This is a genomic window from Providencia sp. PROV175 (genome assembly GCF_032707045.1).
Taxonomy (GTDB): Bacteria; Pseudomonadota; Gammaproteobacteria; order Enterobacterales; family Enterobacteriaceae; genus Providencia; species Providencia hangzhouensis.
Genome location: NZ_CP120534.1, coordinates 1 through 19,257, shown reverse-complemented (window position 1 = coordinate 19,257; position 19,257 = coordinate 1). Strand labels below are relative to the sequence as shown.

Genomic DNA, 19,257 nt, shown 5'->3' with positions numbered 1-19,257 from the left:
TGAGATTAACCGAGGAACGTAGTGTGTTCGGAAACTAGAACTTTGGCGTGATCAACTATCCATGTATGTGCTTCTTTAACTGTGCCTGGGGCATTCTGGGCTGCATAAGAGCTGGCAAAATTCGGAATGGACTTTCAATCTGGCCGCTAATGTCATTAAACTTGCTACCTGTTCCACGGTGAGGGGTCTGTTGAGAACTATAGCCTGTGCTTTTGCTTGAAGCTTGCTCCGCAGAAACCTAAAAACCAATGCCAGAAGTAGCGTGAACATAATGAATGGAATGCCTTCCGCCAGTGTGTTTTGCGGATTAAGCAGGATAAGGCCGAGCACTCCACTCAGGAGGAAGAAACCAATACTCATCCACTTTAAGACAGGCGTTCCATGTCGATATACAATGAGTTTAATAATCTGGGTATCTGGTAAATCCTTCCCCATCGGTAATGAATATGCTGTTTGTATCGCTTTAGCTAACCCGTCATCGAATTGGCCGAGCGTCAGAGGTTTGTCTTTGTCTTTAACCCAGGCGTCGAACTCTGGTTTCACATCACTCTCTTCTATCAGATCGATATAGAACTGTGTTAGCGGCCATTCTATCTGTTGGTCATAATAGGCTTGTGGTCCACCCGCGTCATCCAGAGCGCGAATTTTAATTGCATACTTAGAGATACCAAACAGCACTACCGCAACAAACAAGATTGCGGAAGCCAGAATCAGTCTGTCTATATCCATGCCGGTAAAGAGCGAGTAAATAAACAGGGCGACACTTACCACTTGCAGCACCGCTGTACCAATAACAAAAAACCAAGCACTCTTGCCCAGAAAGGAAATGCATGCGTCAATATTTAACTTCATCAGATAATTAGCCCGCTTAATAATAGATATTAATAATACCTAAACCACGATCAGCTGCATCAGGAAATGACAGCAAACCGATCTGCTTTTTCCTATGCATGAGAAATTTACCCTGTTGAAATACGCCATGCCATAACCGATATCAGTTCCAACATTACAAATCTAGACCAACATACAATATGATTTAATTAACCCACCGCTGCCACACTGAAGACCTTCTTTACCTACTTTATCGCTGAATTTACCGAATCCCCCGCCTCTTATTTTTTCTCTTTTTTTCTCTCTTTTATCTCTTCTTTTCTCGCGTCGGTCATTCAGGAAGAACTTGCCGATTCCAAATAATGACACCGAACCCAAGCGGGCTTTCATATTATCGCGGAACAATGAGGATAGAGCTCGGGCTGGGTTTTGCCCCAAGCGGAGCGCCGGGGCATGGGGTTATACCCTTTATTGTATGTTGGTCTAGATATTAGGTTATTAAACCTTCTTAATATGACTTTAATTAAAACTGCATTATCATTACTTAAAAATGACAACCTCATCAGGAATAGCAAATGGAACTATTAAAATCAGAAATACCATTCACAATTCATGATAGTGAAATTAGTCAGGGGCCATTTCCAGCAAATGGTTTCCTACCATTATTTGAAACTGATTTTGGCAACGGCGATTACTATGGTTTGTACTGGCCTATCGGTCTTGAAAATGAACGCCCTATAGTTTGCGAACTATTTCACGATGAATGGCGTCTCGCCCCCGTTTTTTCAAATGCGTTAATATTGGCGGAGTGCCTGGAAATGGATAATGACTGTCAGGATGATGATTCAGTGATTGACGATCCCCTGCTTGGGGTTGTGTGCCCATTTCATCGAAAAGTCCAAAGTTTGCTTGTAGCCCTTTGATATCAAGGACTACAGCCGATATATAGTTTAATAATATTAATAGACTATGCCGCTAAGCTTAACGACTCTTCTGAAATAAGAGGATCTAAATTCTCCAGTAATCTTTCCAGTACAATATTATCTTTTTTAAGGCCAAAGGTGTAATTACCGGCCAGCTGTATATGCTGCCATGCGACAGGTGATAACTCAGCTATCATATTCACCGCTTCTTGATTATTTTCACGCGCAAATTTTTCAATCAAACTGGATAATAATGCAGAATTATAATAAATAATGCAGTTAGCAATGATACGAGCACAATCATTCCATTGTTCTATCTGGTAATCATCGCCACCTCTGAATTGATTACCATTAATTGACGCAATTGCACGCCGTAATTGATGGTAAGCCTCACCCCGATTAAGTGCTTGTTGGACAAACTGCCTGAGCATTTTGTCATCAACATAATCGAGAACGTATAAACACTTAATTATTCGGTCATATTCACGAAGAGCCGCTAAGGTGCGATTGTTTTTCTTACTGTTAGAAAGCTTAGTAATCACCGTGCTTTGTGTCGTCGTTTTACGGCTTAATGAACAAATTATCCATTGAATATTTTCCCACTCTTCTTGAATGAGTGATAAGTTGAGCGATTTTTTAAGTTTCAGGGAAAGGATTTCATCATACTCGATCTCAAACAATTCATTAAAAACGTGTTTAAATTTTGCATATCGCGGGGCAAACTGATACCCAAAGAGATCAAGGATAGCAAAGTTTACATTGTTAACGCCATGCGTGTCTGTTGCTAATGTTTTGGGCTGAATATGGCTGGTATTATTATAGAGTAAATCGAATGCGTGGTGAGCCTCATATTCATTGGCTGAAATCACTTTCGTATTTATTGGTACATGATTTGAAACTAATGTGAGTGCTGATACGCCTTTCCCTTTTCGGAAATATTTAGCAGAAAAACGGGCTTTAAATGTATTGATTCGGCAACCATGTTTTTGGCCATCAATACTACCAAATGGGGCACTTTCGTTAATCGTATAATATTTGAAAATGGGGAGTTTTGCTAAAGCATCAGCTATCATATCATTAGCTTCACTCGTTGTTTCAGGCCTAATATACCCATCATTGACGGCTCTAAGCACACCGATGGCTCTATCTGATATTGATGACATATGATGAACACCATAGTTTGAGCCATTTCCAAATATGCAAGCAAGTAAATCGCCCTCTTTGGCCTTAGTGTTTTTCTTTTTTGAGGCGATATTTTTGAATGCATCTAAGTAACCCGTTTTTTGATGAACATAGTCCATAATTTCAATGATCCCCATATGTTGGAGCTGGTTATATATGGGATTATCAATATCATCTTTCCAGCGTTTATTCGCCAGTTTCCATGTTAACTGATTTGAACGCGGTTGAAGTGTCACGAAATCATTGGCTCCATCATGGATATTACGACCAATACGCTCTATTTGATCGCTCAATTTTTGCGTTAATTCCGAAAGCGTTTGTTCTATTGGCGTATTGAGCCGAGTTAACCCTGTTTTTTGAATGATGACATGGCTTTTTTTCCACTCGGCGGCTGAAATCAAATCATCGGCTAAACGCTTGTTATTGGCGCTTTCATTGATATAAATATGGTTACTCTCAATCATCCTAGCTACTTTTTGGTATAAATAGTATTCAAATCGTTGAGTATTAACCTGTTCATCTATCAAGATAAAAGGTTTATCGTTTTTTAACAGTAATCGCTGATCGACGGTAGAAATGTGCTTATCTTTTTGAAGTTCTAATTTTGCTGTTAATAATTGGGAAGACAGCAGGTGTAATCCTGGTTCGCATTCGATATCAATAGCGAGAAAAAGTGATCTCATCGTATTCGCAATTTTTCTGTATTGTGTATCAATGTATAGCCACTCATAATGGGTTTTATCAAAATTATTCTTATTAAGATGTTGACTTATTAACTGAATTTCATCTTTAGAGATCATTGTAAATGCATTTTGGCGAATATCACCAAATTGCGTATTGTCACTGACGGTTTCATCAACAAAGAGGTGTAAAATATTACCCGCATGCATTAACTTTTCACGAATAATTTCCAGTTCTTCTGCAATGCGTAACTTAGCTGAAGCACTCGCAGCTTCCCTTTGCTTTCTCGTCACATACAAAAAAGCTGTTACCAATTTATCATTAGTTTCTTGATAGCGAAAAAATAGATAACAAACCAGATATAACATGCCTTGCCATTCGGGAAATCGACGAATTTTATAAATCGATTGATGTTGAATAATCGATGCATAATAGCTTAAGTTACCTAATGATAATCTCAATTCACCAACAAGACGTTTTACGTCGGGATACACACTTTTTATGGTGTTATGCGTTTCAATTTCACTTGCGAGCTCTGTAGGTGTAAAATCTTTAGCTGCGCCTTGTTGACCAGATAGACTATTTAATACTCCTTTTGTATGCAGTATCTTCTTTAATTTTTTATGTATTATTGGTGGCACGCTATTTGACAGGATCAACTCGGTTCGATGCCTCTCATTAGCTAAAATCGTGGTGACCATATTTTGCAAAGTGGAATAACCCACTAATCCAATTCTGTTTTGACCTAAAAAAGCGAGGCATTCATCAAAAATATATTTGGGATATGTGCAGATTGTTGCGACATCATTTAAGCGCTCTATCAAAGCTTGTTTATCTCGCTTTAATAGCCGCGAAAAACCGAGTATTTCATACATTTTCGCTATCAATGTTGCACGAGTACTTTTAGCAATAAAGGGGTATTTCGGTTTTCTATTTGGAAAATGAGTCGCATAAATGTAGTCAACATCGTGTTTAACCTCTCGTAGCTTAAATTGAGCAACAACAGGCTTAGCGCGAAAATAACCGATCAGAAGAATTAAATATATTTTCGTTTCAATTTTTCCCATTTTAGCGAGGATTTTTTTGATACTCGGATCTAATGAAAAATATTCTTCACGCTCAATTTGATTAAATATTGGACGAGAATAGAGCTCATGAATTTCCTGTTCAGTCAAAATTTGAATACGGCCTGATTTAATCTCTTTCATTGTGGTTATGTTCTATCCTCTATCCTCTAAAAATAAACAACATCATATAATGAATGCGCGCGTAATCGATACAGAAGTGCAATTTAAGTCTACCTTAACTACACTAGGTAAACTCTAGTGTAATAAGTATAAAAAATAGATGTATAATGCACTACTATAACAACACCAATGTATAGTGCACCGATGAAGACAAATATACGAATTTATGGATATCTACGTGCTTCTACGCATGAACAGGATGTGTCAAGAGCAAAAAATGAACTGTTGAAATTTGCTGAAGGAATGGGGCTACAAATTGCCTGCTGGTTTGAAGAAAATGAGTCAGGCGCTCAGCTTCACAGACCTGAACTCTTTCGCTTACTCAATGTGGCCATGCCCGGTGATATTATTTTAGTTGAACAGGTAGATAGAATTAGCCGCTTGAATGCCGATGACTGGGAAAAATTAAAATATCTCATTGGACACAAAGGGTTAAAGGTCGTTTCTTTAGACCTCCCAACCAGTTACCAGTTTATGAGTCGCACCGATGAATTTACAGAACGAATGCTTGCTGCCCTTAACAGTATGATGTTAGACATGCTGGCAGCGGTTGCAAGAAAGGATTACGAAGATAGACGGCGTCGTCAAGCGCAAGGAGTGCAAAAAGCCAAACAAGAAGGGAAGTATAAAGGCCGTCCGATCAACAAAATATTACACCAAAAAATTGAAGGCCTTCTGATGGAGAAAAAAAGCTATAGCCAAATAGAAAACCTGATAGGTTGTTCGCGGCATACTATTTCGAAAGTATCAAAATCGATGAAAATAGCGCAATAAATGTCCCTCTATTCGTTTATCAAGTTTATGTTACTCAACAATGAGTCATACCGCGTGGAATGACATGAGAGAGATATTTAAGTATAAACAAGTGATTGGATACTTTTTAATTAAATAACTTATATTTATCACAATAAACCGAGCTTCATGACAATCATGAGCACGCATTAAAAGGGAGATTGAATGTCATTATCACCACAAAAGTCTCAAACGTGGGGGAAGATAAATCCGCCCGTTTTCTTTGTTTCCGCTTTTATTATTATATGTGTCGTTGCAATAGCCGCTATTTTTCCTCAACGTTCTGAAATTTTGCTCAAAGCTCTACAGGCACAACTTTTTGAGAATGCCAGCTGGTTTTATATTCTGGCTGTTGCCTTAATTTTATTGACTGTCGCCTATTTAGGCCTCTCTCGATTTGGTGAAATTAAATTGGGTCCTGACCATTCCCAGCCCCAATTCAGTTATCTTTCCTGGTTTGCTATGTTGTTTTCTGCTGGAATGGGAATTGGGCTTATGTTTTTTGGGGTCGCAGAACCCGTGATGCATTATCTTGCTCCTCCCATTGGAGACCCACAGACAGTTCAAGCTGCAAGAGAAGCGATGGAAATTACGTTTTTCCATTGGGGACTACATGCTTGGGCGATTTATGCGATTGTCGCCTTAATTCTCGCTTTTTTTAGTTATCGACATGGCTTACCGCTCACCTTACGTTCAGCACTTTACCCGATCATTGGTGAACGGATTTATGGACCTATTGGTCATGCTGTCGATATTTTTGCTGTTGTCGGCACCGTTTTCGGGGTGGCGACATCATTAGGCTTTGGTGTTTTGCAAGTGAATGCAGGATTAGCACACCTCTTTGGTTTTCCCGTTAGTCCAACGATGCAAGTGATTTTGATTGTGGTGATCACGGGATTAGCCACGTTATCGGTGGTCAGTGGTTTAGATAAAGGGATACGAATTCTCTCTGAGATCAATCTCAGTTTAGCCGGATTGTTACTGCTATTGATTGGGATTTTAGGCCCGACCGTATTGTTACTCAAATCTTTTGTCCAAAATACAGGCGCTTATCTTTCAGATATTATCAATAAAACCTTCAATCTTTATGCTTATGAACCGCAATCCAGTGAATGGTTGGGGGGATGGACATTATTGTATTGGGGATGGTGGCTTTCATGGTCGCCTTTTGTCGGGATGTTTATCGCCAGAATTTCTCGAGGGCGTACCATTCGCGAGTTTGTCACTGGCGTTCTGTTTGTCCCTGCCGGGTTTACGCTACTTTGGATGACTTTTTTTGGCAATAGTGCCATCCATCTGATCCGCGATAATGGGGCAGAAATGTTGGCGCAAGTGGTTCAAAAAGACGTTGCTCTCGCTTTATTTGAATTTTTAAATTACTTTCCGTTTTCATCTGCCCTTTCTTTTGTCGCGATGCTGATGGTCATTGTTTTTTTTGTGACATCCGCGGATTCCGGTGCGATGGTTGTCGATACGTTAGCCTCCGGTGGTGAAATTCACACGCCAGTATGGCAACGTATTTTTTGGGCCTTTTTGATGGGGGCCGTTGCAATCACACTTTTACTGGCCGGAGGATTAACGGCATTACAAACCATGACAATTGCTACCGCGCTACCCTTTGCGATTATTTTATTGACTGCTATCGTCGGATTGCTAAAAGCCTTACGTATTGATGTTTACAAAAAAGACAGTCAACAGCTTGCCACTTTAGCACCGAATACAGGACGTGGGGGGTTATCATGGGAGCGTCGATTACGTAAAATAGCCTTCTTCCCTAAACGTAATCAGGTTAAACGTTTCATGACAGAAGTGATTGAGCCCGCTATGCAATCTGTCATCACTGAGTTGGAAAAGCAGAGCACAGAGGCCGCTATCCATAATAAGGACGATAGGGTGACTCTGGAAGTGCAATTTGGTGAGAGTCTCAATTTTCTCTATGAAATACGATTACGGGACTACCTGACGCCGTCTTTTGCATTAGTGGGGATGGATGATGATGAAAATAATGAACCTCAGAAATATTACCGCGCTGAAGTCTATTTAAAGGAAGGTGGGCAGGACTACGATATTATGGGATGGAGTGAAGCGCAGATTATTCATGATATCCTCGATCAATATGAAAAACACATTCACTTTATTCATATTGTGGATAAATCGTAGCCACTTATTATGATAGAGAGGTGACGAAAGTGAGTCACCTCTATTGGTAATAATGACAATAGACGAAAAAACTAACGAATGATGAGTAATGACACGGGCGTTTTATGTATCATCTCTGTCGTATGACTTCCGGTAAAAAATTGCTTCACTCGCGAATGACCAAAAGCCCCCATGATGATCAAATCAATATGGTGTTGTACTGCAAAGTTACACAATTCATCAACGATGCTATCGGCACCCTCAAGTAAATTGGCTTTCACCTTAATGTCGGCTTGATGAAGTCGGTTTTGTGCTTTTTTGAGTTGACTGTCTTGGTTACCGTGCATTACCAGATAGCAATCACTACCGGCTAATAATTTCACTTGTGTTAACCGATGAATGACGCGTTCACCTTCCTCACTTCCATCAAACGCAATCATCATCTTTTTTGGTGGGGTAAAATTTTGCTTACAGATAAGCACTGAGTTTTTTTGAAGACGAATAATGCCTTCGAGTTGACGGCCAATATGCCCCGTTAATTCAGATTGCTCGCCTCGACGACCGAGTACAACAATATGCGTATCATCTTGATTTAGCACTTCGGCTAAAGCTCCTTGCCGCTGAAGTGTATTAACATCAAGAAGACCTAAATCTTGAGTGATTTCTTTTGCACTCATCAATAATTGTCGGCCTTCCTCACGGGTTAAACGCGCCCGCTTTTCCTCAATATCCACGAGTTCATTCAATAAAGTTTCTCGGGTATCAAATCCAATGACCCCACTTAAATCATGGTGTGCTGATGTCGAGATTTTTTCATTCATGTGTAACAGTGTCAGCGGAAGTTTGAGTGTTTGAGCTATCCAAGTACTTGCGTGACAAACGGCAATCGCCGAGGGCGAACGGTCAATACACCCAATTACGCAAGTTTTTTGAATGATATCTGCTGTCATAATTAATGACCTCCCATGAATTTTTCAATTTTTTCCGGGTCGTCATGAATACCAAACTTATCAACCAACGTTGCAGTGGCTTCATTCATCCCCTTAATTTCAATATCAATGCCTTCACGTCGAAACTTAATCACCACTTTATCTAACGCGCTGACGGAAGTGATATCCCAAAAATGAGCATGATTCACATCAATAATCGCTTTATCAATGTCTTCTTTAAAATCAAAGACATTAACAAAGCGTTCCGATGTGGCAAAGAAAATTTGTCCCCGAACTTCATAATGACGTACCTTTCTGTCTAGTCTTGATGTAACTGTCATGTATCTCGCGACTTTATTGGCAAAATTAAGCGCTGCGATGAGCACCCCGACAAGTACCCCGTAAGCCAGATTATGGGTCCAAACGACAACAATGACGGTGGCTATCATAACGATGCTGGTCGATAGCGGATGGACTCGTATATCGGCAAGGGATTGCCAAGAAAAGGTCCCAATTGACACCATAATCATCACAGCAACTAACGCCGCCATAGGGATTTTTGATACCCAATCATTAAGAAAAACCACCATTAGTAATAAAACAACACCCGCAACCAGTGTCGATAATCGACCTCGGCCACCCGATTTTATATTGATAATGGATTGACCGATCATCGCACATCCTGCCATCCCGCCAATAAATGCAGTGGCTATATTGGCAATGCCTTGCCCTTTACATTCTCGATTTTTATCACTGGTTGTATCCGTCAAATCATCCACAATCGTTGCAGTCATCATTGATTCCAATAAGCCAACAACAGCAAGCGCTAATGAGTAGGGTAATATGATAAGTAGCGTTTCAATATTCAAGGGAATATCGGGCAAAAGAAAGATAGGCAAACTGTCAGGCAGAACGCCCATATCACCAACCGTTCGGATATCAAGACCAAGCCATATTGAAATTATCGTTAATACAACAATACACACTAATGGAGACGGAATGGTTTTATTGACTAATGGAAACAGATAGATAATCCCTAAGCCTGCCGCGGTCATCGCATAAACATGCCAACTCACATTGGTTAATTCAGGGAGTTGCGCTAAAAAAATCAAGATAGCCAGCGCATTAACAAATCCCGTTACCACCGAACGTGAAACAAATCGCATTAAATTACCGAGCTTTAAATATCCTGCGATAACTTGAAATATCCCGGTTAATACCGTCGCAGCTAATAGGTACTGAAGGCCATGTTCTTTCACCAGAACGACCATTAAAAGTGCCATTGCACCAGTTGCCGATGAAATCATGCCGGGGCGCCCCCCGATAAAAGCGATAATTACCGCAATAGAAAATGCGGCGTATAACCCAACTTTGGGGTCGACGCCTGCAATAATTGAAAATGCGATGGCTTCAGGAATTAACGCTAAAGCAACAACAATACCGGCTAGGACATCCCCACGGATGTTACCCAGCCAGTCCTGACGAGAGGAGGACAAAAGCATATTAGACTACCTTGTAATCTATCAATCCCAAGATGGGAGAGTATATTTTAAATAAACGAAATTATCCCAAAGAAGGGATGTGGAAATTGGCTGATTTAGTATCAACCTAAAAGGAAGGGGGTATCTCAGGGTGGAGTAAGGCGCATAATATGATCAGCTGTTCCTATGAATAGTATATTTTTTTAAAATACCAATATCAACGACCTTAAGCAAGTACCGGATTAACATGAGCGTACTGATGCCATACATCGGTACGCTCATCATGATAAATATCGTCAGTGATTTACTTTACTCTAATGCCTTGTTTATCAACAATAACCTCACCATCTTCTTTGATAAATTCACGTTGTTGCGGATGAGGTAATATATCCAATACGACTTCTGAAGGTCGGCAAAGTTTAGTTCCTATTGGCGTAACAACAATGGGTCTATTAATCAGTATTGGGTACTGCAACATAAAATCAATCAGTTGGTCATCGGTATAAATATCATTTTCTAAAGCTAATTGTTCATACGGTTCAACATTTTTTCGTAGTAACGCCCTTACCGTAATATTCATATCAGCAATAAGTTGTACTAACATATCTTTAGTCGGCGGTGTTTCTAAATAATAAATAATCGTTGGCTCAACGCCGCTATTGCGGATCATAGCAAGCGTATTGCGTGAAGTGCCACAATTTGGATTGTGATAAATGGTAATTTCATTCATTCGGTTAGCCTTAATTTAACAGTGAAAGTCGAAGCACTAAAGCAACGAGAGTGACGGTAAGTACAGGGAGTGTCATGATGAACCCTGTTTTAAAATAGTATCCCCATGTAATGCTCATGTTCTTTTGTGATAAAACATGCAGCCACAGCAACGTCGCCAAACTCCCTATAGGTGTAATCTTAGGCCCCAAATCGGCACCAATCACATTGGCATAAACCATTGCTTGTTGAATTAGCCCTGACGCTTCACTCCCTTCAATGGATAAAGCACCAATTAATACCGTTGGCATATTATTCATTATTGAGGATAAAAATGCAGTTATAAATCCCGTACCAATTGTTGCTGCCCATAACCCTTTGTCTGCAAGGTAATTGAGCGTTTCAGAAAGATAATCGGTTAACCCTGCATTTCTTAAACCATAAACAACCAAGTACATACCTAAAGAGAAAATGACGATTTGCCACGGTGCGCCACGTAATACTTTTTGGGTATTAATCGTATGGCCTCTGGCTGCAATCACCCAAAGAATTAAGGCGCCAATAGCCGCAATTGCACTCACTGGAAGACCTAATGGTTCTAAGACAAAGAAACCAATAAGTAGCAGTACCAATACCAGCCAACCTGCTTTAAACGTTGTCATGTCCTTAATGGCTAAAGTCGGTTCACTCAGTTTGGTAACATCATATTGTTTAGGAATATCTTTGCGGAAAAACCAATGCAGCATCGCTAATGTTGCAATAATTGCTGCAATATCCACTGGGACCATAATCGATGCATATTCAGTAAATCCAATATTAAAGAAGTCCGCAGAAACGATATTCACGAGGTTCGAAACAATCAGCGGCAAGCTCGCCGTATCTGCAATAAACCCGGCAGCCATGACAAAGGCTAATGTCGTGCCTTTGTTGAAACCAAGTGCCAATAACATCGCAATCACAATGGGCGTTAATATCAATGCTGCGCCATCATTGGCAAATAAGGCCGCAACCGTTGCACCAAGTAACACGATATAACTGAATAACAGTTTTCCTTTACCCCCGCCCCACTTGGCAATATGTAATGCCGCCCATTCAAAGAAACCACTTTCATCTAAAAGTAGGCTAATGATAATTACGGCGACAAATGTCGCCGTGGCATTCCAAACAATGTTCCAAACAATCGGGATGTCTTGAAAACTGATCACACCAAAGATCAGTGCCAATACAGCCCCTGCTGTAGCACTCCAGCCAATACCCAGTCCTTTGGGCTGCCAAATAACAAAGGTGATCGTTAAAATAAAAATGAATGCGGCAATAAACATAACAACCTCATTTAAAAGGTGCTTTTCCGCACCTTTTATTTTTAGAAAATAAAACTTATTCTGCGAGCTGACTTAATGCAGATATCCCCACAGGCTCTGTTTCAAGCAAAGGAACAATAGCAACACGTTTTGCCAATGTTGATGTCACCTTTTCAATCTGAGCGACTTCCTGTTCTGCTCTTGAAAGTAACAATGGTGAGGTTGTTTCCGTGATAGATAGACTGTTATTGATTACCCACGCCCACGGATGTATGTCTGCCCGTATTAAATCATTTTGCAAATTTTCCGCCTCAAGCACAGGCGTTGTTTCAGCGAGTGTCGTAATAATGACTTTGGTGCGTTCAGGATCTTGTAATTGCATCATCGGCGTTAAATAGTGGCCTTTTTCACCCATATTCTTAGCAATTTCTTTATGGTATGCCCCTGTTGCATCCAGAAGTAATAATGTATGCCCAGTCGGCGCAGTATCCATGACGACAAAACGTTTACCCGCGTCTCTAATGATGCGAGAAAAAGCCTGGAATACCGCAATTTCTTCAGTACAAGGAGAGCGCAAATCTTCCTCAAGTAATGCGCGCCCCTCTGCATCTAAATCTTTCCCTTTTGTTTCTAAGACATAATGACGATAACGTTCAGTTTCAGCGATAGGGTCAATTCGGCTAACTTGAAGATTCGGTAAAACACCATCGAGGGTTGATTCAATATGCGCGGCTGGATCGGATGTAGTCAGATGTACATCAAGCCCTTTTTCTGCCAATTTAACCGCGATTGATGCCGCAATCGTTGTTTTCCCTACACCACCTTTGCCCATTAACATAATCAGCCCATGCTGTTGCTGAGATATTTCGCCAACCAGTTCTGACAAGGTGGGTAAAGAAATAGGTTGTTTTGTCGGGGTAATAGTTGGAATTTGTGGCATCTCATTAGATAACAACTGCTTCAGTGCATCGACACCCACCATATTGATATTTTGTAAATAAATAATATCGACAGGTAACGAGCGTAGTGCTTCAGGCATAGATGCTAATGCCGCTTGTTCACGAGAGTAGAGCGCATGGGATAACTTATCATTTTCAGTCACCGCCGTTTCAGGGAAAACACCATTGACAATTAATTGCTGATTTCTGATACCCAGAGATGACAACTCGCTATAGGTTCTCGCAACCTCTCTCAATGCCGCTGATTGAGGTCGTGCAACTAATACTAACCTTGTTAGTGATTTATCACTCAACGCTTCCACCGCCATGCTGTACTGTTCACGTTGTTTATCAAGACCAGACATTGGCCCTAAACATGACGCACCATCAGGATTATCAGTAATAAAATCACTCCATGCACTCGGGAGTTGTAATAAACGGATGGTATGCCCCGTTGGTGCGGTATCAAAAATGATATAGTCAAATTGCTTTGTAATTTCGGTATTGGTTAACAACCCAGTAAATTCATCGAAAGCTGCAATCTCTGTGGTACAGGCACCTGATAGCTGTTCCGTAATACTTTGAATTACCGCTTCAGGTAAACTTTCTTTGATTGGATTAATAATTTTGTTTCGATATTCTTCAGCGGCAGCTTGAGGGTCTATTTCAATAGCAAATAAATTTGGAACCCATGTTATTGGCTTAATATTGTTGCCTATCGATTGAGAGAATACTTGCCCAACGTTAGAAGCTGGATCAGTGCTCACCAGTAAGACTTTTTTCCCTTTTTCAGCCAACTTAATTGCGGTCGCACAAGAAATAGAAGTTTTACCCACACCACCTTTTCCAGTAAAAAATAAATAATTAGGTGTGTTATCTAAAAATTTCATTTTATTGCTCCTGTTAACAACACGTTTTACCATTACCACAACACGATTTAACAATTTCGGCTTTTTCAATATTCGGCCGAATACCAAACCATCTTGCTAGCTCATGTCGTTTTGGGTATCGACCAGTCAGCACAATCTCACCATCAAGAATCAATAGTGGAAGTGACTCGGCGCCTGCGGTTTCCAAAAATGTTTTTGCTTTTGTGTTGTTAACGAACTCCATAGGCTCTTGCGCTAAATTAAAACGCCTTATACTTGCCCCTTGTTTTTTTAACCAATCCACATCTGTTGCGAAGTCTACCAATGCTTGATCGACTTCGGTTCCGCAAACACCAGTGCTACAGCATAATGCGGGATCAAAGACTTCTAATTTTTTCATATCTCAACCTTATATATGTTTTTTCGAATATGTTAACTTAAAAATTTTTATATAGAACAGCTACTCGCAGGTTCTTTTGTCTCTAAGCTTTTGAGTAAATCTGCAACTCTATTTTTCTCTGTGGCATAGGTGACATCAATGATACTTTTCACCCACGGTAGTAATGCTGGAGATAATCGATAATGAACCCATTTACCATGTTTTGAATCGAGCAAAAGACCCGACTCTCTAAGCATTGCTAGATGTCGAGAAGTCTTTGGTTGCGATAAATTCAAGGCCGTATAGATGTCGCAAACACACAGTTCACCAGATGCTTTTAGCAGTAGCACGATATCCAGTCTGGTTTGGTCGGCTAAAATTTTAAACAGCAGTAGTGGTTCCATACTTTCTCCTATATTTAATGTGTGTAAGATATACCAAGGAAATACATTCGTCAAAACATATATATTGGCCTATGAATTATCTAAACGAACGCTATCTTTATTTATTGATAATTCCTTACTGAGGAAATTAGAACCTTTAATTTTTCAATGTAATAGTATCAAGTGTTAATACTGTCGTATAACACACTATCTGTAGCCCTTGATATTACAGGGCTAGGAGCAAACTTTGGACTTTTCGATGAAATGGGCACACAACCCCTGCTTGCCGTTAATTTGTTTAAGCAATCACAGCATTTTCGCGAAAAACAAAAGATCGAGGATGCAATTCATTACGGCCTAATGGCCTGTAATTCATTCACAGAATCCAGCGAATACTGGCTCGCTTTAGCCGGTTTATATCAACAATCGAAAAATAGACTTCTGAGTATCAAAGCCGCCTTAAATTCTTATGTGTCGAACTGGGGATTCGGAGTACCGCATGACAAAGTGCTTTATTTTTTGAAGCAAGGCATGGATTTTTCAGAGCTCAGCTCAGATCCTGTTATTCAAAAAGTCACTAGTGGTGGGCTTGACTTAAATTTCGGCGGCACAAAAACCAATCATAACTACCCGATGATGAAAGAATGCATCGACGCATATTTCTCTCTTAACCAGCCAGTCACTGCCCTAAAGTTATATCAGAATTATGCGTTCTCCATGTACACAGAGACAAGTGCATTTCAAGAACGCTATGATTTTCGAATTGAGGAATGGAAGTCTGACTTTAAAGCTTTATGCCTGAAATATCTGAATGACTCCAGATCTGAAGTTACATTAAAGTGATGTATGGCTAGAAACAAAAATGCCGCATGATTAGTGCGGCATTTTGCTGGTGGCTTAATCTACCCCGCTCTGGGGGAACCCCTCGCGCGGCGCGTCCCCTCAGACACGCTCGCTACTTCAGTTGCCATCAGCATATCACACCGATCGCCGATCGCAGATTTTTTATACCTTTTCTTTCTGCTTCAGCTTTTCGTACAGAGCCATATGCCACTGGTAAGAGTCCGTTCCAACATGCTCGATGATCTCGTGGCATTTCAGTTTATTCATTCTGCCGAACTGGGTCGGTATGCCCATTTCTAACAACACGCATTCTGTCGCATAATGCTTAGCTTGCTTCGTGTCTTCAGTGTTGACAGTTGGCAGCATACAGCAAGTCAAAAAGACCGACAAAGCCAAAAGAAAAACAAAAAACGTCGGGACCAACAAAAAACCCAGCCTATCCCTATTCCAGAAGTAAACAAAAAACACAGCACTGGCAACTGTAATACCCAACGAAATCAAGCTCGGTAATTCTACCGATTCAGCCATAATCATCCGCAAACTCCTTCGGATTTCACGTAGCGCGATCGAAAGTGACCACTTTACGATGCATTCACTCGGTTTCTTCTGGGATCACTGCGAGCGGCAGATCACTGTGAACAACCTGCCAGCATTTAGCGAACTTCAACCGCAGCACTCTCTCTTGACAAACCAAGACGGTGTCTTCGCTGTCACGTAACGCCACCAGTTTTTTACCCGCCTGCATAGGCGTAAACCTGCCCGACACACCCGATAAAACATGTTTACTGCCTGCCAGATGAATAACGGTGTTATTGCCATCAAAGGCACGGATCAGTGAATAGCGATATGGCCCTTCAAAATAAACCGGCTGTACCAGTTGCTGCTGCTCCCCTTCGACCAGAGAATTAACAAAAAACCGGTCCAAATTCATGCGTAATTTTTTTACGCCGGTCGGATCCTGATTTGCCACTGAAGATGGCACCACAAAATTCACCGATTGCATTTCTGCCGAAACAACCTGAGCGGAAACGGCCATTGCCACTACAGATACGATTACCCTGATCATGATTTTCATATGCTCAACTCGTTTGTAAAACCCTTACGGGTGGCGGTCGCCGTGCCGGTTACCCCAACAATGGATAATTATCCTGGTATACCGACTACCTTCAATTTATGGGCTTTTAGGTTTCCTCCCTGTCAGCCCGTGGAAACGTCATCCTGATTATCGTCTGTAAATTTGTGATAATCAGGGCTGTGACTTTACAGCGGTGTTTCTTCATTTTTCGGCACAAACAGCACACATGAACCGTTGCCTGATTGCACCACCTCCGGCGAGCAAGCGTATGTTTCCTTTGTAGAGGCGAAGACAGTGAATGCCCAGCCACCAGGAGGCATGTTGCCTTTTCCAGGACTGAGCCAATCCACCTGCCCTTTCAGTTCGTATCGGCTTCCGTCGTAAATAACGACGGTGTGCAGCGACTGGTCAACGGAAGTCACTTCCTCAACCAGGAATAATTCGACCGGGCCATCATGGACGTGATGTTTGATTTCAGAATACGGCCGAGTTTCCACAGGGCTTGCACCGATCTGATTAATGCGAGAGTCCTGTTGCTGATCGGATGTATCGACTGAGGCATGGAGCTCTGCTGTCAACATGAGCATACCAGCCAGAAGCAGGAATGGCTTTTTCAACACTTACCCCCTTTTATCGCTCCCCCACGGAGCACAAACAGAAAGTTTGCCCCTCAGCAAACTCACTGTTTTTTGATACTGACCGACTGACGCATGATTGCCAACACATCACTGGCTGACATTTTCCAAGCTTCAGCTTGACGTCGCAGTACAAAAGCGCCCAACTCTATTCGCCGAGCATGATCTAACATGAATGTCATTGTATTCCCGGCTTCAGAGATCGTCATGCCGCAACCCACTGACCCATTGTTATTTACCACAAAGCCTTTGTTTTTGTTCGCGCCGTGGAACTTAGCACGCATTTCTTTTTCAAGCCCGAATAAAGCGCCGCAAAATGCGGTCAATTCATACCGGGACAGTTGTATCGTGATTTTCTGATCCCAGAGCACATCGCGCCCTTCCAATGTCATGGGTGCCATCGAGATATTCAGCGTCAGAAAACCTTCTTTTCCTTCGGACTGCACGTATTGAACATCCAATGCCGTCCGCTTTTTTTCATCGCGCTGGCGATCAGAGTACAGCTTCAGCTGTTCACCAAATTGATTCATAATTCCTCCTGATACCATAGTATCCCCAGCCAAGCCCGTGACGAAATTTTCGCCACCAGGTCAAAAGGTGAGATTGAACGGGTAGTTTTATTGTTTTATTGCATTCAGACCATGCCCCGAATCTCACCAAAGTGAGTTTGAGCGGGAAATATATACTTAGTTTCGGTGAGTTTGAACGGGAAATATAGTCTTGTTGATCAAGGCCTGACGAAAAAGGTGTGATTGGATGGGATGGCAAGGGAATAATGTTGATTTTTTACCCTGTTTTATGTCCCTACAGCCCGCTTCTTGTCTAAAACTCCTGAGTTTGTTCTCTTTTTAACCGATCAGTTCCCGCTATAACACACTTTATCGCTAGGTTACCCGCTACGACTCACTTTGGACAGGACGCATACCCACCACAACTCACCTTTCTCAAGCTTACTCCTATCAGAATTACCCGTTCAAACTCACTCTTTCATTCGTTTTGTTTACCAAATAAAAAACCCGCCTTTCGACGGGTTTCCGATATGACTCGCTTAATCCAACGTCGGGTTTCGGTTGTGAACATGCACGACCGAGTCCCGTCCAGCCTTGATGACCTCGTATTGCAAATAGCCAATACTATTCAGTTCGTTGAGAGCGTCGGTGATTTTACGGTTTTGGTCTGCGACCCTACCATTCATCATCAAGCGTTCACGAAGCCTCGACATTTGGATTGGCGCAGGCTGTCGTGGCAACGCTTCGAAATAAGTATACAGCGCCTGGGCTGTCTCATTTCTCGGCAGTGCCATTAGCGGCTTGCGTCGTAACAAACTTAAGTGGTCATTGCTGTAGAGCTCCCAAAGGCGCTCATCTGCTTCCAGTACAACCAGATCATCGACAACATCAAATTCTGCCTTCAACAGCAAGCCTGTTACCAAAAACTTCTTGGTACCTGGCGTTGTGAATGTGATGGTCTTTGCCCTGATTCGAGTTAACGAGTCGGCTATCTCCTTACGCAATTTCGAATCTAGCCGCTTCGATGGATACCCGCAGAACTGCGAGAACTCGCTGAATTTAACCTTGATCTTATTTCCATGCAGAGCATCAGGACATGCGCTAAACGCATGGATAATCCCCAACCAGCAACGAAAATCAATGAAATAGTTAAGCTGTGGACCGGTGATCACCACGTTGGTGTAGCCTTCACTACGGGCATACTCCAGGTAGCTGAGCGATTCGCTCGCGTCCAACGGCTTACCAACCTTTCCTTTCGATCGGATATTCGGTGTAAACACGCCAAGCCGCAATAACGAGACGGGTTGAACACTCGAACTGTTTGTTATTGTGAGTTTCCTGTGTGACGAATTTTCGTCAGCAGGTATCGCATCCTTGAATAACAGGATGTTATTACTACAATTTTGTTGCAT

18 protein-coding genes are annotated in these 19,257 nt (G+C 41.6%); 4 read left to right on the top strand and 14 right to left on the bottom strand.

Annotated features, from left to right (window positions below):
* Nucleotides 1-75: 75 nt before the first annotated feature.
* Entirely contained in the window at nt 76-852 is a 777-nt protein-coding gene (locus tag P3L44_RS20585; protein WP_237072381.1) for a hypothetical protein, read from the bottom strand.
* A gap of 554 nt (nt 853-1,406) precedes the next feature.
* Between P3L44_RS20585 and P3L44_RS20580 the strand changes: the two genes are divergently transcribed.
* A complete protein-coding gene (locus P3L44_RS20580) occupies nt 1,407-1,754 on the top strand; it encodes a hypothetical protein (protein ID WP_042849109.1) in 348 nt (115 codons plus the stop codon).
* Between the two features lie 44 nt (nt 1,755-1,798).
* Here P3L44_RS20580 and P3L44_RS20575 read toward each other — a convergent pair whose 3' ends face one another.
* The gene (locus P3L44_RS20575; protein ID WP_237072380.1) at nt 1,799-4,825 is read right to left on the bottom strand and encodes a Tn3 family transposase; all 3,027 of its coding nucleotides are present in this window, start codon (nt 4,823-4,825) and stop codon (nt 1,799-1,801) included.
* Between the two features lie 183 nt (nt 4,826-5,008).
* Here P3L44_RS20575 and P3L44_RS20570 point away from each other — a divergent pair, with 183 nt between their 5' ends.
* Both P3L44_RS20570 and P3L44_RS20565 read left to right on the top strand, forming a co-directional pair.
* A complete protein-coding gene (locus P3L44_RS20570) occupies nt 5,009-5,638 on the top strand; it encodes a recombinase family protein (RefSeq protein ID WP_237072386.1) in 630 nt (209 codons plus the stop codon).
* Between the two features lie 183 nt (nt 5,639-5,821).
* Complete coding sequence (locus P3L44_RS20565; RefSeq protein ID WP_042849111.1) at nt 5,822-7,816, top strand: BCCT family transporter; 1,995 nt, start codon at nt 5,822-5,824, stop codon at nt 7,814-7,816.
* A gap of 71 nt (nt 7,817-7,887) precedes the next feature.
* Here the strand turns inward: P3L44_RS20565 and P3L44_RS20560 are convergent, their stop codons facing one another.
* The 7 genes from P3L44_RS20560 to P3L44_RS20530 all read right to left on the bottom strand — a co-directional run bounded on the left by P3L44_RS20560 (nt 7,888) and on the right by P3L44_RS20530 (nt 14,804).
* Entirely contained in the window at nt 7,888-8,745 is an 858-nt protein-coding gene (locus P3L44_RS20560; protein WP_052219461.1) for a universal stress protein, read from the bottom strand.
* A 2-nt stretch (nt 8,746-8,747) separates the two neighbouring features.
* Nucleotides 8,748-10,226: a SulP family inorganic anion transporter gene (locus P3L44_RS20555; RefSeq protein ID WP_042849112.1), complete on the bottom strand. Its 1,479-nt coding sequence runs from the start codon at nt 10,224-10,226 to the stop codon at nt 8,748-8,750.
* A 283-nt stretch (nt 10,227-10,509) separates the two neighbouring features.
* On the bottom strand, nt 10,510-10,935 hold the full coding sequence (gene arsC / locus P3L44_RS20550; protein WP_042849113.1) for a glutaredoxin-dependent arsenate reductase: 426 nt from the start codon (nt 10,933-10,935) through the stop codon (nt 10,510-10,512).
* Between the two features lie 10 nt (nt 10,936-10,945).
* Entirely contained in the window at nt 10,946-12,235 is a 1,290-nt protein-coding gene (locus P3L44_RS20545; protein ID WP_237072379.1) for an arsenic transporter, read from the bottom strand.
* Nucleotides 12,236-12,290: 55 nt separating this feature from the next.
* Nucleotides 12,291-14,042, bottom strand: coding sequence for an arsenical pump-driving ATPase (gene arsA / locus P3L44_RS20540; protein WP_102140129.1), 1,752 nt, complete (start codon nt 14,040-14,042; stop codon nt 12,291-12,293).
* Nucleotides 14,043-14,055: 13 nt separating this feature from the next.
* Nucleotides 14,056-14,421, bottom strand: coding sequence for an arsenite efflux transporter metallochaperone ArsD (arsD, locus tag P3L44_RS20535; protein WP_042847034.1), 366 nt, complete (start codon nt 14,419-14,421; stop codon nt 14,056-14,058).
* A gap of 47 nt (nt 14,422-14,468) precedes the next feature.
* Nucleotides 14,469-14,804, bottom strand: coding sequence for a metalloregulator ArsR/SmtB family transcription factor (locus P3L44_RS20530; protein WP_042847035.1), 336 nt, complete (start codon nt 14,802-14,804; stop codon nt 14,469-14,471).
* A 162-nt stretch (nt 14,805-14,966) separates the two neighbouring features.
* Here P3L44_RS20530 and P3L44_RS20525 point away from each other — a divergent pair, with 162 nt between their 5' ends.
* Nucleotides 14,967-15,626: a tetratricopeptide repeat-containing protein gene (locus P3L44_RS20525; protein WP_206086749.1), complete on the top strand. Its 660-nt coding sequence runs from the start codon at nt 14,967-14,969 to the stop codon at nt 15,624-15,626.
* A gap of 162 nt (nt 15,627-15,788) precedes the next feature.
* Here P3L44_RS20525 and P3L44_RS20520 read toward each other — a convergent pair whose 3' ends face one another.
* From P3L44_RS20520 to P3L44_RS20500, 5 genes are all read right to left on the bottom strand, one after another.
* On the bottom strand, nt 15,789-16,160 hold the full coding sequence (locus P3L44_RS20520; protein ID WP_042847037.1) for a hypothetical protein: 372 nt from the start codon (nt 16,158-16,160) through the stop codon (nt 15,789-15,791).
* Between the two features lie 58 nt (nt 16,161-16,218).
* A complete protein-coding gene (locus P3L44_RS20515) occupies nt 16,219-16,701 on the bottom strand; it encodes a hypothetical protein (protein ID WP_042847038.1) in 483 nt (160 codons plus the stop codon).
* 185 nt (nt 16,702-16,886) lie between these two features.
* Nucleotides 16,887-17,318, bottom strand: a complete 432-nt coding sequence (locus P3L44_RS20510) for a hypothetical protein (protein ID WP_144138807.1) — start codon at nt 17,316-17,318, stop codon at nt 16,887-16,889.
* Nucleotides 17,319-17,380: 62 nt separating this feature from the next.
* Nucleotides 17,381-17,866 (bottom strand): hypothetical protein, encoded by a 486-nt coding sequence (locus P3L44_RS20505; RefSeq protein WP_226617273.1) that lies wholly within the window; start codon nt 17,864-17,866, stop codon nt 17,381-17,383.
* A gap of 518 nt (nt 17,867-18,384) precedes the next feature.
* Nucleotides 18,385-19,257, bottom strand: a complete 873-nt coding sequence (locus P3L44_RS20500; protein ID WP_052219406.1) for a RepB family plasmid replication initiator protein — start codon at nt 19,255-19,257, stop codon at nt 18,385-18,387.